The 12,653-nt window shown below is 66.9% G+C and carries 12 protein-coding genes; 3 read left to right on the forward strand and 9 right to left on the reverse strand.

Features of this window, described 5'->3' with window-relative positions:
* Positions 1-30 precede the first annotated feature (30 nt).
* Together G6N34_RS11970 and G6N34_RS11975 are read right to left on the reverse strand one after the other, a co-directional pair.
* The gene (locus G6N34_RS11970; RefSeq protein ID WP_085151141.1) at positions 31-531 is read right to left on the reverse strand and encodes a Dps family protein; all 501 of its coding nucleotides are present in this window, start codon (positions 529-531) and stop codon (positions 31-33) included.
* A 116-nt stretch (positions 532-647) separates the two neighbouring features.
* Entirely contained in the window at positions 648-1,385 is a 738-nt protein-coding gene (locus G6N34_RS11975; protein ID WP_085151142.1) for an SDR family oxidoreductase, read from the reverse strand.
* 64 nt (positions 1,386-1,449) lie between these two features.
* Between G6N34_RS11975 and G6N34_RS11980 the strand changes: the two genes are divergently transcribed.
* On the forward strand, positions 1,450-2,025 hold the full coding sequence (locus G6N34_RS11980) for a TetR/AcrR family transcriptional regulator (protein ID WP_085151143.1): 576 nt from the start codon (positions 1,450-1,452) through the stop codon (positions 2,023-2,025).
* A 4-nt stretch (positions 2,026-2,029) separates the two neighbouring features.
* Here the strand turns inward: G6N34_RS11980 and G6N34_RS11985 are convergent, their stop codons facing one another.
* From G6N34_RS11985 to G6N34_RS12015, 7 genes are all read right to left on the reverse strand, one after another.
* Positions 2,030-3,856, reverse strand: coding sequence for a DUF2339 domain-containing protein (locus G6N34_RS11985; RefSeq protein WP_085151144.1), 1,827 nt, complete (start codon positions 3,854-3,856; stop codon positions 2,030-2,032).
* Between the two features lie 55 nt (positions 3,857-3,911).
* Positions 3,912-4,547, reverse strand: a complete 636-nt coding sequence (locus G6N34_RS11990) for a response regulator (protein ID WP_085151237.1) — start codon at positions 4,545-4,547, stop codon at positions 3,912-3,914.
* Between the two features lie 26 nt (positions 4,548-4,573).
* Positions 4,574-5,728: a MacS family sensor histidine kinase gene (gene macS / locus G6N34_RS11995; protein WP_407663224.1), complete on the reverse strand. Its 1,155-nt coding sequence runs from the start codon at positions 5,726-5,728 to the stop codon at positions 4,574-4,576.
* Complete coding sequence (gene stpK7 / locus G6N34_RS12000; RefSeq protein ID WP_085151145.1) at positions 5,725-7,479, reverse strand: serine/threonine protein kinase StpK7; 1,755 nt, start codon at positions 7,477-7,479, stop codon at positions 5,725-5,727. Before stpK7 ends, macS begins: the two co-directional genes overlap by 4 nt.
* A 123-nt stretch (positions 7,480-7,602) precedes the next feature.
* Positions 7,603-8,364, reverse strand: coding sequence for an amino acid ABC transporter ATP-binding protein (locus G6N34_RS12005; RefSeq protein ID WP_085151146.1), 762 nt, complete (start codon positions 8,362-8,364; stop codon positions 7,603-7,605).
* A gap of 1 nt (position 8,365) precedes the next feature.
* The gene (locus G6N34_RS12010; protein ID WP_085151147.1) at positions 8,366-9,286 is read right to left on the reverse strand and encodes an amino acid ABC transporter permease; all 921 of its coding nucleotides are present in this window, start codon (positions 9,284-9,286) and stop codon (positions 8,366-8,368) included.
* Between the two features lie 16 nt (positions 9,287-9,302).
* A complete protein-coding gene (locus tag G6N34_RS12015; RefSeq protein WP_085151148.1) occupies positions 9,303-10,214 on the reverse strand; it encodes an ABC transporter substrate-binding protein in 912 nt (303 codons plus the stop codon).
* Positions 10,215-10,463: 249 nt separating this feature from the next.
* Between G6N34_RS12015 and G6N34_RS12020 the strand changes: the two genes are divergently transcribed.
* Together G6N34_RS12020 and G6N34_RS12025 are read left to right on the forward strand one after the other, a co-directional pair.
* Positions 10,464-11,051: an HdeD family acid-resistance protein gene (locus tag G6N34_RS12020; RefSeq protein ID WP_085151149.1), complete on the forward strand. Its 588-nt coding sequence runs from the start codon at positions 10,464-10,466 to the stop codon at positions 11,049-11,051.
* Between the two features lie 93 nt (positions 11,052-11,144).
* Positions 11,145-12,644 carry a cytochrome ubiquinol oxidase subunit I gene (locus tag G6N34_RS12025; protein WP_085151150.1) on the forward strand — a complete coding sequence of 500 codons (1,500 nt, stop codon included), beginning with the start codon at positions 11,145-11,147 and terminating at the stop codon, positions 12,642-12,644.
* The last annotated feature ends 9 nt before the right edge of the window (positions 12,645-12,653 follow it).

Below are 12,653 nucleotides of genomic sequence, written 5' to 3' on the forward strand. Positions count from 1 at the left end.
GCGGTGGGTCTTGGGTGCCGAGCGCGGAGATCAGACCTTGCGGTTCTCCGAACTGATCAACCAGGCGTGCTTCTCGAGGCCGTCGATCAGCTGGTGGAGGATGTCCGCCGTGGTGGGATCCTCGCTGTCGACGGCGTCGTGCACGACGCGCATGGTGTCCACGGCCGCCTGAATGCGGGTGGTGATCAGGTCCACCACTTCGCTGCTGCTCTGCTCGAACGGCGGGAACTGCGGAAGGCTGGTGGTGGCCGCGACGGTGTCGGACCTCCCGTCCGGCGTGCCGTAGAAGGCGCGCATCCGCTCGGCGATGGTGTCACTGCCCTCGCGGGCGAAGTCCACGAGTTCGTCCAACTGCAGGTGCAGATCACGGAAGTTGGTTCCGACGACGTTCCAGTGCGCCTGCTTGCCCTGCAGGTGCAACTCGATCAGGTCGACGAGGACCTTCTGCAGGTTGTCGAAGAACTCGGCGGACGGGACGAAGCCGGTGATCTCGTCGGCTTCACGCCGTTGGTTTCGCACTGCTGCGCTCATGGTGGGAACCCCTCTCTCCTGCACTTCGACGTTTCGATAGGTGTAACGCGGGGTAACAGAAGGAATTCCGACGCGCACTGTCGAGCGCGTCACGTTTCTGCGGCTGCGGCCCGGGGTCAGGATTGCGCGGTGGGACGCACCACGATCTCGCCCACGTCGACGCCTTCCGGTTGTTCGATGGCGAATGCGACGGCCCGGGCCACCGCGTCCGATGGCATGGCGAGGTCGGCGCGGAGTGCACTGAGTTGCCGCGCGACGTCGGGACTCGCGCCTTTGCCAACTCCCTCGGTGTCCGTCAGGCCCGGGGATATGACCGTCACACGCAGGTCCGGGCCAGCCTCCTGTCGGAGCGCTTCGGACACCACCCGAACCGCGGCCTTGGTCGCGGCGTACGCACCCTGGGTGGCGACGATCCGATGGGCCGCCGTGGACGCGGTGTGGATGAAGTGGCCCGATCCCTGCGCACGGAACACCGGCAGGGCCGCGCTGATGCCGTTCAGCACGCCGGTCAGGTTCACGTCGATCATCTGCTGCCAGTCGTCCACGCGCAGGTCGTCGAAAGCGGAGACCGCCATACTGCCGGCGTTCGAGAACAGCACGTCGAGACGGCCGAAACGCCGTCTGGCGGCACCGACGAGATGCTCGACATCGCCCCGCCGCCGCACATCAGTGCACACTGCGACCGCCGCCCCACCGGAATCAGTGATGCGCTGCACCACGTCATCGAGGCGGTCAGTGCGGCGCGCACCGAGGACGACGGCCGCGCCGCGGGCCGCGAGATGGATGGCGGTGGCGGCACCGATTCCGCTCGACGCGCCGGTGATGGCCACCGTTTTACCCTTGATGCCCGTCATCGTCCTCCCCCCGGATAGAATAAACGGACAGTTGTCCGCATCTACTCGAAAGGTTACCGGACATATGTCCGTTTCGCCTGCCGGCGACAGGTCCACTCCGCGCCGCGCCGACGCGCGGCAGAATCGAGCGCGCATCCTCGAGGTCGCCAGCGCCGCCCTCGACGTCGAACCCGACGCCACACTCCAGTCCATCGCCGCGGCCGCAGGCGTCGGGCAGGCCACGCTGTATCGGCACTTCCCGACCCGCGAGGTGTTGCTGGCCGAGGTCTACCGAGACGACTTCGAGCACCTCGTCGAGGCGTCGGCAGACCTGCTGCGGCGACACGATCCCGACGCCGCCCTGCGGGCATGGCTGGACATCTTGGCCGCGTTCGGCCGGAGGAAGCACGCGCTGTCCCATGTCCTGGACGCCGCAACGCGCGATGACCTTCATCACGAGCAGTACGACCGCATCCTCGACGCGATCGGCCAGCTTCTGACCGCGGGCCAGAGCACCAGAACGCTGCGGGGTGATGTGCACCCCGAGGACGTGCTGCCACTGGTCAGCTTCCTGTGGCGACTCGACACCCGCGTCGACGACCGGGTGCCGCACCTGCTGGACTTGGTCGTCGACGCGTTGCGGGCCCGGCCTCAGCCCTGAAACCTCACGCGGTGCGCGCCTCATCGCGCTGCGCCAGGCTTCGCGCGTACCCGGTGCCCATTCCGAGCAGCACCAGACCGACCACGATGAACGCCGCGACACGGAACATGCCGTCCAGGGTCCCGAGGTCGAACAGGAACAGCTTCGTGGTGGCCGCCGCCGTCAACGCCAGTCCGCCGATGATCGGCGCGGTCCGCCGCTGCGGGTCAGTCACGCGCCGCGCGGCGACCAGAAGCGCTGCGGCAGCACCGATCCAGCAGATCGTGGCCGCCATGTGCCCGGCCAGGAACCCACCACCGACACCGCCGATCAGCACACCGGCCGTCACGGTGAACATCGTGACGGAATAGAGCGCCACGAGTCCCGCGCCGATCGACAGCACGCGCACACCGTCACCCGCGAGGTCGGCACTTCCGGCCCACGTGTAGACGATCGCACCCGCGCACGCGATCGCCAGCGCGCTCGCGGCGAGGTTCGAGACCGACAGCGACACAGCGAGTTCGGTGCCCTCGAGCAGGTAGACGGGCGGCGCATAGGCGAGGAACGCCAGACCTCCGACGGCCGCGAACGCCAGGCCGATCCATTTCGCGGTGCGACTGCGGCGACCGGCCAGCGTGACCACCAGCGCCAATCCGAGCAGCGCAGGCGCTTCGACCTCGCCGTCGAAGGCCTCGGTCACCGCGATCAGCGCGGCGAAGGCCGACAATGCCGACCAGATCACGACGACGGGAGCGACGACGCCGGCGATCCTGCGTCCCGACACGCTCAGCGCCAGCATGCCCGCGGCGACGGCGGCAGCCATCAGCACGGCCGGCACTCGAGGCACCGCGACGCCCGCGGCCAACGCGGGGAGCACGCCGACCACCGTGAGCAGTCCCATCGCGGTCGAACGGGTGGAGGTCGGCAACAACACGATCGTGGACACCACGGCCAACAGCGCCGCGACGGCACATGCGCCTCCCAACAGCCAGGCGTCGTCCAGATCCCCGGACACGCTCGTGATGAACAGAGCCACCAGCAAGGGCAGCGTGACTCCGGCCGTGCGCGCGGCGTGCATCCACATCCAGTCCCGGCCCAGTTGCGCGGGCAGTGCCGCCGCGGACAACGCGGTCATGAATCCGATCAGCAGCAACGTGACCCCATCGGCGACGATCGGCGCCAGCACGACCAGGGGCACCAGGACGAGCAGCGCCAGCTGCTGAGAGTTCCATCGCCGCGCCAGGGTCAGCCCCCCGCCTCCGATCGCCGCAGCAGTCACCAACCCGAGCGCGGGTGGGAGCCAACCGTAGATCGTGGTGATCGCGATGACGTCCATATAGGCCGCGGCGATGCCCGTGGCGGTCAGAGCGACACCACCGACCTGTCCACCTGGCCTGTCCTGCAGTCGGATTCCGATCCCGACCAGTCCCGCCGCCAGGAGCGCGCCTGCCGCGACACGAATCTCGGGACGCAGGATCCCGGCCTGCGCCGCCAGCACCAGAAGCAGCACGACGCCGACGAGAGTCACGGCGACCCCTGCGATTGCGAGCAGCTTGCCGATCCAGTTCTGGTCCTCGTCGCGCTGCAACCGTGCCGAGAGCTTCTGCCGCGGCGGTGCGGGCACGTAGGGCGGCATCACCATGGGTTGCGGCGGAAGGGGTTGGGGCATCGGCGGCGGCGGAGGCAGCGGTGCCATGACGGGCACTGGCGGGGGCGCCATGGCCGGAGCCACCTGCGCAGGAACTGCCGAACCGAGTTCCCTGAACTGGACCGACACGGCGGCCATGTGCTGCGACAACTGATCGAGTTCGACGGACAGCCGTTGCAGGGCATCCTGATGCGGTGCAGTCATCGCTCCATCCTGGCCGCCACAACGCGGGCAGCGGATGAGTAGGACTACCGGGTTTTCAGGGTTCCTTGTCGAGACCGTGCTCGATCGCGTACCGGGTCAACTCCACGCGATTGGCCAACTGCAGTTTGCGGAACGTGGCCTGGACGTGGTTCTCGACGGTGCGGTGGCTGACCGACAGCTTGGCCGCAATCTGCTTGGCGGTCAACCCTTTTGCGACATGTCGCAGCACCTCGGTCTCCCGTTCGGTGAGCGTGGGACCGCTGTCGCCTGCCTTGGGCCCCAGCGCGATACGGCGATACTCCCCCAGTACCAGGCCCGCCAGGCTCGGGGTGAACACCGCGCGACCCTGCGCGGTGGCGCGCACCGCGTCGGCGAGTTCGGTTCGTGACGCGCTCTTCACCAGGTATCCCGTCGCCCCGGCCTTGACCGCCTGCAGGACGTCCTCGCGCTCCCCCGAGGCCGACAGCACGAGCACCCGACTCGACGGCGACACCTCGAGTACGCCCACCGTCGCCGCGGCCCCGTCGCCGTCGGGCAGGTGCATGTCCATCAAGACCACATCGGGGCGCACCACCGCGGCGCGACGACGCGCGGAAGCGACACCGTCCGCGGTGGCCACCACCTCGAACCCGTCGTCGGCGAGGTCGCGCGCGACCGCGTCGCGCCAGATCGGGTGGTCGTCGACGACCATCACCGTCGGACTGTCAGCCACGAAACTCACCCCTGTCCGTCAGCACCCCGCGGCACCGTCAACTCCCATTCCACACCCCCACCGACCTCGGTGGTCAAGTCCGCGGTGCCTCCCACGGCCTGCAGTCGCCTGACGATGGACTGCGATATGCCCATCCGCCCTTCGGCTTCGGCCTGCTGGAGCCGGCCGGGCGCGATTCCGACGCCGTCGTCCCGCACACTCACGATGACGCGGTCACCGAGGTCCTCGAGGAGGACATACGCCGTCGCACCCGGACCGGCGTGCGCGGCCACGTTGTCGAGCACGTTGCCGACCGCGGCGCCGATCTCGGCGACGACCCCGGCCGCCAGTGGCACCGTGGTGGCGGGAACGCTCACGACAACCCGTTCGGCCGCAAAACGATTCAACGTCACGCGCAGGTCCACCAGCCCGGTGTCCGCACTGCCGGGGACTTCCTCAGTGCTCACCAGTCGGCGCAGCGCACGCTCCTGCTCGCCGGCGAGCACCGCGAGTTCGGTCGTGGGGCCGCCGATCTCGCGCCCGCGCTTGGCCACCAGCGCGAGCACCTGGATGACTCCGTCGTGCACCTGGCGCGCCAACCGCTCGCGTTCGGCCACCGCCGCCGACATCCGCACGGCCCGTTCGAGTTCGGCGTGCGCTCGCCGCGCCGTCTGCGCTGCCATGCCGACCGCGAGGCCGACCGCGAGTTCGATGATGATCGTCGCGTTGCTGGCCAGATCAATGCTGACGTAACCCTTCAACGCACCGTAGACCGCCATCATCGCGCACCCGGCCAGCATGCCGAAGATGGGTCCGCGCAGGATCGCCGCCGAAATCGTGACATTGGTGGCCCACAGCGTGGTGGGCCAGGACTGGTTGTCCGCGATCCACTCCGCCGAGGCCACAAGGTGGGTGGACCAGATCAATCCTGCGACCACGACGAATTCGGCGAGCACCCAGGCGGGCCGGCGACCGAAGCCCTGCACGTAGGCCACCGCGCAGGCCAGGGTCCACGCCGACAGCACGCCGAACAGCACCCAGCCCAGTACCGGACGCTCGAGTTCATCGACCGAGGCGATCTCAAATCCGGCCGCGTAGACGAAACTCAGCAGGCGGAAGATCTGGGCAGCGCGCCACATCGGCGCGGTGGGATCGTGGAGGGGCGGCGCAGCAGCGCTCACCTGGCCGCCCCGTTGATGATCGGCTCGTCGATCATCCCTCGTTCGACACCCCACATGGTCGCGATGGTCCGGTATTCGCCCGTGCTGATCAGGTGTGCGAGAGCCTGGCGGAGCGACTCGGTCAGGCCCGAACCCTTCGCGACGGCCCACCCGTAGAGGCCGGCGTCGAACACCTCCCCCGTGACCTCGATCGCGCCGCCGCTGGTCTTGACGGCGAATCCGGTGACCGGAGAGTCGGCGGACATCGCGTCGACCTCACCGGCGATGAGCGCAGCGGTCAGATCGTCCTGCCGGGTGTAGACGACCTTATCGATGGGCGGCCGTCCGGCCGCGATGCAGGCCGCGCTCTTGGCCGGGATCTCCTCAGTCTCCTGAATCACGGCGTAGGCCACCCCGACCCGCAGGCCGCACGCGTCGTTGGGATCGACGTGGACGCCGGGACGTTGCGCCCACAGCGTGCCTGCTTCGAAGTAGTCCACGAAGTCGACGATCTCCTGACGTTCCCGGGTGTCGGTCACCGAGGACATCCCGACATTGAAGCTGCCGGACTGCACCGACCCGAGGATGCTCTCGAACGCCGTTTCGCGGAAGTCCGGCGTCAACCCCACCGTGCGGGCCACGGCATTCATCAGGTCGACATCGAATCCCACCAGTTCGCCGTAGGAGTCGCGGAACTCGTTCGGCGCGTACGGCACGTTGACCCCGATGACGAGACGGCCGGTGGCGCGGATCTCCGGCGGCACGGTGTCCGCGATCGCCGGGACTGCACCCGCGGGTGCCGCCTGCGGGACGGTCGCGGTGCTCTCCGACACGCTCGCGGTCCGGGTGCGCTCGTCGTGACCGGAGCGCAGCTGCCAGGCCGCCAGCGTGGACACCGAGGCCACCAGGGCGACGACCGCGCCGACTACGGCAAGCCGACGGCGAATCGACGGCCTCCGGACCGTGGCACGGTGCGCTGATCTGCCGGTGTTCCTGCGATCGGCGCGGATTCGGGGCCGTTCCACCGCCCTGCGAGTGGCAGCGGCCAACTCGGACGCGGTCTGATAGCGGCGCTCCGGATCCTTGGCCATGCCCTTCTCGATGACCTCGTCGAAGGCCACCAGGGCGGGATCCGCATCGGAGGGGCACGGCGGCGGATTCACCATGTGCCCGGCGATCTGCTGTTCCAGGCTGTCGCTCGGATAAGGCCTGCTGCCCGTAAGACACTCGTAGAGCACACAGGCCAGCGCGTAGATGTCCGAACGGGGGTCACTCAGGCCACCGCTGAACCGCTCGGGCGCCATATACGCCAGGGTGCCCAGAGTGTTGCCGGTCGTCGTGACGCCCGGTTCGGTGGTGGCCCGAGCCAGCCCGAAGTCGATGAGGTAGACGAACTCACTCTCGGAGATCAGGATGTTCGACGGTTTGACGTCGCGGTGCACCAGGCCGGCGGCATGTGCGGCATCGAGCGCCGAGGCGACCTGCTCGACCACCACGGCCGCGAGTTCGGTGCCCAGGGGCTTGTCCCGCCGCGCCAGGATGTCCCCGAGGTTGAGCCCCTCGACCAGGCGCATGTCCAGATACAGTCGGCCGTCGATCTCGCCGTAGCTGTGGATGGGGACCACGTGCGGATCGTTGACGCCCGCCGCGGCGTGCGCCTCGCGCCGGAAACGCTGCTGAAAGACGGCGTCCTGGGCCAGATGCGGCGGCAGCAGCTTGAGCGCGACCACGCGATCGGTCTTGGTGTCACGGGCGCGGTACACCTCGCCCATGCCGCCACGACCAAGCAGCTCAAGTAGTTCGTAGTGTCCGAACCGCTGCGAAGACCCCGAAGACCCTGTATCCACCGTCTGCTCCCAGGCGCCCCGGCGCCCCCCGTCCCAAGTTGACTGAGGTTACATCACCTTTGACAGGAAAGTTCGGGTGCGTTCGTGCTGGGGGTTGCTGAGCAGCTCACGCGGGGCACCGCGTTCGACGACGACGCCGGCGTCCATGAACACCAGCTCGTCGGCGACCTCGCGCGCGAATCCCATCTCATGGGTCACGACGACCATCGTCATACCTTCGGCAGCAAGCTTTTTCATGACTGCCAGCACCTCGCCGACCAGTTCGGGGTCGAGCGCCGACGTCGGCTCGTCGAACAGCATGAGCTTGGGGTTCATCGCGAGCGCACGCGCGATGGCGACGCGCTGCTGCTGACCGCCCGACAGCTGAGCCGGATACGCGTCCGCCTTCTCGGCCAGGCCGACCTGCTTGAGCAGATCGCGGCCTCGGTCGTGCGCCTCCCGCTTCTTGACCCTTTTGACCTGGATGGGCGCCTCGATGATGTTCTCCAGCGCCGTGCGGTGCGGAAACAGGTTGAAGTGCTGGAACACCATGCCGACGTCGCGACGTTGCCGCGCGACCTCGCGCGGTTTCATCTCGTGCAGTTTCCCGCCGCGTTCGTGGTAGCCCACCAACTCGCCGTCGACGTAGAGTCGCCCCGCGTTGACGTTCTCGAGATGGTTGATGCACCGCAGGAACGTCGATTTGCCCGACCCGGACGGACCGACCAGGACCAGCACCTGCCCCTTCTGGACCTCCAGGGTGATGCCCTTGAGGACCTTGAGTGCGCCGAAGTCCTTGCAGACCGACTCAGCCTTGACCATCGGTGTCATGTCACTCTCCCGGAGTCTCAAGCTGAGCTTTGGCCAGTGCCTCAAGCTGTTTGGTGGTCAACTTGCGCGACGCCCCCCGCGAGTAATACCGCTCGAGGTAGTACTGGCCGACCATCAGGATGCTCGTGACCACCAGGTACCACGTCGCGGCGACCAGCAGCAGCGGGACCGGTTCGAATGTGCGCGCGGCGATCTCCCGGGACGTGATGCCGTAGAGGTCGAGCGTGAACGGCACCGCGGTGACCAACGACGTGGTCTTGAGCATGCTGATCACTTCGTTGCCTGTCGGCGGAATGATGACCCGCATCGCCTGCGGCAGCACCGTGCGCCGCATCGCCATACCCCACGACATGCCGAGCGCCGTGGAGGCCTCCAACTGCCCCTCGGGCACGGAATTGATTCCCGCGCGGATGATCTCGGCCATGTAGGCCGCCTCGTTGAGCGCCAGGCCAACGATCGCGAGCAGGAACGGGATGGACAGTGCCTGCAGGTTGACCTGCAGCAGTGACGGCCCGAACGGCACTCCCAGCTGGATGTTCTGGTAGATGGTCGGCAGCAGACCCCAGAACACCAGTTGCACGTAGATCGGGGTGCCGCGGAAGATCCACAGGTACATCCAGGCCACCCAGCGGAGCACGGGATTCGGCGACAGCCGCATCACGGCGATCAGCACGCCCAGGGCGATGGCGATGACCATCGAATAGACCGTCAGCTGAAGCGTGTTGAGCAGGCCGACCGTCAGGACCCGCTCATTGAACAGGTACTCGAAGTAGGTGGACCACCGGTAGGCCGGGTTGGTGGCAGCCCCGTAGAGGAAGAGGGCGGCCAGCACCAGGATGACGATCGCCGTCACCCACCGCCAGGGATGCCGTAGCGGGACCGCGTCGATGGCAGCAGGTGGCGACGAAACGTCTGTAGTCATGGTGCGATCCGTGTGATCAGCTGATCGCGCCGTTGATCACCGGCTTGTCGATCATTCCCTCTTCGACACCCCACTTGGTGGCGATGGCCTTGTACTCGCCGTTCTCGATGAGGTGCTCGAGCGCCTTCTGCAGGGCAGCGGCCAGGGCCGAACCCTTCGCGACGGGCCAACCGTACGGGGCCGCGTCGAAGACCTCGCCAGCCGCCTCGAGCTTGCCGTTGGTCTCCTTGATCGCATAGGCCGTCACGGGCGAATCGGCCGACATCGCGTCGGTCTGGCCGAGGATCACCGCGTTGGTGGCGGCGTCCTGACCGTCGAACGGCACGATGTTGATCGCGGGCTTGCCTGCGTCCGTGCACGCCTTGCTCTTGGCGGGCAGTTCGTCGGTCTCCTGATACGTGGTGGCCTGCACCGCGACACGCTTGCCGCACGCGTCATTGGGGTCGATCGGCGTGCCCGGGCGCTGCGCCCACTGCGTGCCTGCCGAGAAGTAGGTCACGAAGTCGACGGTGTTCTCGCGTTCCTTGGTGTCGGTGAACGACGACATGCCGACGTTGTAGGTGCCGCCCTGGATCGAGGGGATGATCTTCGCGAAGTCGGCTTCGCGGTACTCGGGGGTGAGGCCGAGCGTCGCGGCGATCGCGTTCATCAGGTCGACGTCGAACCCGACGATCTTGCCGCTCTCGTCCTTGAACTCGTTGGGCTTGTAGGGGATGTTGACCCCGACGACGAGCTTGCCGGAAGCCTTGATGTCCTCGGGCACCGTGTTGGCGATGTCGTCGACCTTGGTCGCCGAGCCGGCCTCTGAGGTGGCCGACTCGGACGACGACTCACCTCCGCTGGCGCAGCCTGACAGCGCGAACACGCTCGCCGCGGCAACGATGGCTGCGCGGCGCCACCAGCGTGCACTCACCCGACGGTTTTGCATTACTGCTTCCACGTTGATCTCTTTCTGTGCTCTGTCGGGCTCATTCTGCGCAGGGGCCGCGCAGTCGATTCCCGCAGTCTTCGGCCGTCAGCCCTCGCCCAAGCAGAGCACGTTATCCATCCGAGCCCTGGAGCGCACTGTCGGTAACGGAACATTAACGATCAGGCCTGTTTCACGGGTCAACATTCGCCACTTCGATTGCTCCCTCAAATGCCCTGTCGGCTGCGGTGGGTGTGACACACTTTCGACATGGAGAAAAGCGTGGACGACGTCGGGCAAACCACCACTGCCCCAAGCCTGTTGCCGCACCTCTGGAAGACGACGCTGATCTCGGGCATCCTTGCCCTGATCCTCGGTGTGCTGGCGCTGGCGTGGCCCGGCAAGACCATCATCGTGGCTGCCATCTTCTTCGGTGCGTACCTGCTGGTCAGCGGCCTCATGCAGGTGGTGTTCGCCTTCAGTCTGCGGATTTCCGGCGCACAACGCGCCCTCCTGCTGATCAGCGGCCTCGCGTCGCTGGTCCTGGCGGTGCTGTGTTTCCTGAGCCTGCAGGACTCGATCCTGCTGCTGGCGATCTGGATCGGCATCGGATTCGTCTTCCGCGGAATCTCCACCACCATCTCGGCCATCAGCGACAAGACGCTGCCGGCCCGCGGTTGGGAGATCTTCTTCGGCGTCGTGAGCCTGGTGGCCGGCATCGTGATGCTGGTGTGGCCCGGACTCTCTCTTGTCACACTGTTCCAGGTGGTGGGCATCTGGCTGATCGTGCTCGGAGTCTTCGAGATCGTGGCGGCCCTGCGCATCCGTACGGCCACCAAAGTGCTCACCAGCTACTGAAGACGAACTGCAACGCACGTCACCCTGGTTCCACCGGCGCGCTACTACTACAATCCGTAGTAATAAGAACCCGCAGCTCGGGAGTTGGTCCACATGGATGCATTGGACGTATCGCGGTGGCAGTTCGGTATCACCACCGTCTACCACTTCATCTTCGTACCGCTGACCATCGGACTGGCGCCGCTCATCGCGGTGATGCAGACGATCTGGCACGTCACTGGGCGACCCGAGTGGTACCGGCTGACACGGTTTTTCGGCAAGCTGTTCCTGATCAACTTCGCGATCGGCGTGGCGACCGGCATCGTGCAGGAGTTCCAGTTCGGAATGAACTGGAGCGAGTACTCACGGTTCGTGGGAGACATCTTCGGCGCACCGCTGGCCATGGAGGGCCTGGTCGCGTTCTTCTTCGAGTCCACCTTCATCGGCCTGTGGATCTTCGGGTGGACCCGACTGCCGCGGGCCGTGCACCTGGCCTGCATCTGGATCGTGGCGATCGCGGTCAACATGTCGGCGTTCTTCATCATCTCCGCCAACTCGTTCATGCAGCATCCTGTCGGCGCGCAGTTCAACCCGGAGACCGGCCGGGCCGAGTTGCAGAGCATCGTCGCGCTGTTCACCAACAACACCGCGATCTGGGCGTTCATGCACGCTGTGGCGGCCTCCTTCCTGACCGCCTCGGTCTTCGTGGCGTGTGTGTGCGCGTGGTGGATGGTGCGCAACAATCGCCGCCCACAGGCACCTGAGGCGGAGTCGGACACTTCTCGCGCCGACACTTCTGGCGCCGACAACGCGCACATGTTCCGGCCCGCCACGATTCTGGGCTGCTGGGTGGCCCTGGTGGCCGCGGCCGGACTGTTCTGGACCGGCGACATCCAGGGCAAGCTCATGTTCGAGCAGCAGCCCATGAAGATGGCCTCCGCGGAGTCGTTGTGCCACACCGAGACCGACCCGATGTTCTCGGTCCTCACCGTGGGAACCCACAACAACTGCGACAGCATCGTCCGCGTGCTCGAAGTGCCCTACGTACTGCCGTTCCTGGCCGAGAGCAAGTTCAGCGGAGTCACTCTGCAGGGCGTCGAGGACCTGCAGCTCGCCGCCGAGGAGAAGTTCGGCCCCGGCAACTACCGGCCCAACCTGTTCGTCACCTACTGGTCCTTCCGCGCGATGATCGGCTTCCTGGCGTTTCCGATGCTGTTCGCATTGACCGCGCTGTGGCTGACCCGGCGCGGACGCACCCCGCACCAGCGCTGGTTCTCCAACTTCGCGTTGGTCACCCTGCCGACCCCGTTCCTGGCCAGCACGGCCGGATGGGTGTTCACCGAGATGGGCCGCCAGCCATGGGTCGTCGTACCCAATCCCACCGGCGATCAACTGATTCGGCTCACCGTGCAGGACGGCGTCTCCAACCACTCCGCGGGCATGGTGTGGGTCTCACTGATCACCTTCACGCTGACCTATGCCGTGCTGGCCGTCATCTGGTTCGGGCTGCTGCGCCGCTACGTGGCCAAGGGACCGCAGGAACACGACTCCGAACCCGCGCCACCGACCCCACCCCGCGATGACGACGTGGCCCCACTGTCGTTCGCGTACTGAGGAGGTGAT

It is taken from the genome of Mycolicibacterium confluentis (assembly GCF_010729895.1).
GTDB classification, from domain to species: Bacteria; Actinomycetota; Actinomycetes; order Mycobacteriales; family Mycobacteriaceae; genus Mycobacterium; species Mycobacterium confluentis.

Excerpts from the sequence above, each read along its gene's own strand:
- G6N34_RS11970 (WP_085151141.1), bottom strand. The coding sequence starts at position 531 with ATGAGCGCAGCAGTGCGAAACCAACGGCGTGAAGCCGACGAGATCACC.
- G6N34_RS11975 (WP_085151142.1), bottom strand. The coding sequence starts at position 1,385 with ATGACGGGCATCAAGGGTAAAACGGTGGCCATCACCGGCGCGTCGAGC.
- G6N34_RS11980 (WP_085151143.1), top strand. The coding sequence starts at position 1,450 with ATGTCCGTTTCGCCTGCCGGCGACAGGTCCACTCCGCGCCGCGCCGAC.
- G6N34_RS11985 (WP_085151144.1), bottom strand. The coding sequence starts at position 3,856 with ATGACTGCACCGCATCAGGATGCCCTGCAACGGCTGTCCGTCGAACTC.
- G6N34_RS11990 (WP_085151237.1), bottom strand. The coding sequence starts at position 4,547 with ATGGTCGTCGACGACCACCCGATCTGGCGCGACGCGGTCGCGCGCGAC.
- stpK7 (WP_085151145.1), bottom strand. The coding sequence starts at position 7,479 with ATGGGCGAGGTGTACCGCGCCCGTGACACCAAGACCGATCGCGTGGTC.
- G6N34_RS12005 (WP_085151146.1), bottom strand. The coding sequence starts at position 8,364 with ATGACACCGATGGTCAAGGCTGAGTCGGTCTGCAAGGACTTCGGCGCA.
- G6N34_RS12010 (WP_085151147.1), bottom strand. The coding sequence starts at position 9,286 with ATGACTACAGACGTTTCGTCGCCACCTGCTGCCATCGACGCGGTCCCG.
- G6N34_RS12015 (WP_085151148.1), bottom strand. The coding sequence starts at position 10,214 with ATGCAAAACCGTCGGGTGAGTGCACGCTGGTGGCGCCGCGCAGCCATC.
- G6N34_RS12020 (WP_085151149.1), top strand. The coding sequence starts at position 10,464 with ATGGAGAAAAGCGTGGACGACGTCGGGCAAACCACCACTGCCCCAAGC.
- G6N34_RS12025 (WP_085151150.1), top strand. The coding sequence starts at position 11,145 with ATGGATGCATTGGACGTATCGCGGTGGCAGTTCGGTATCACCACCGTC.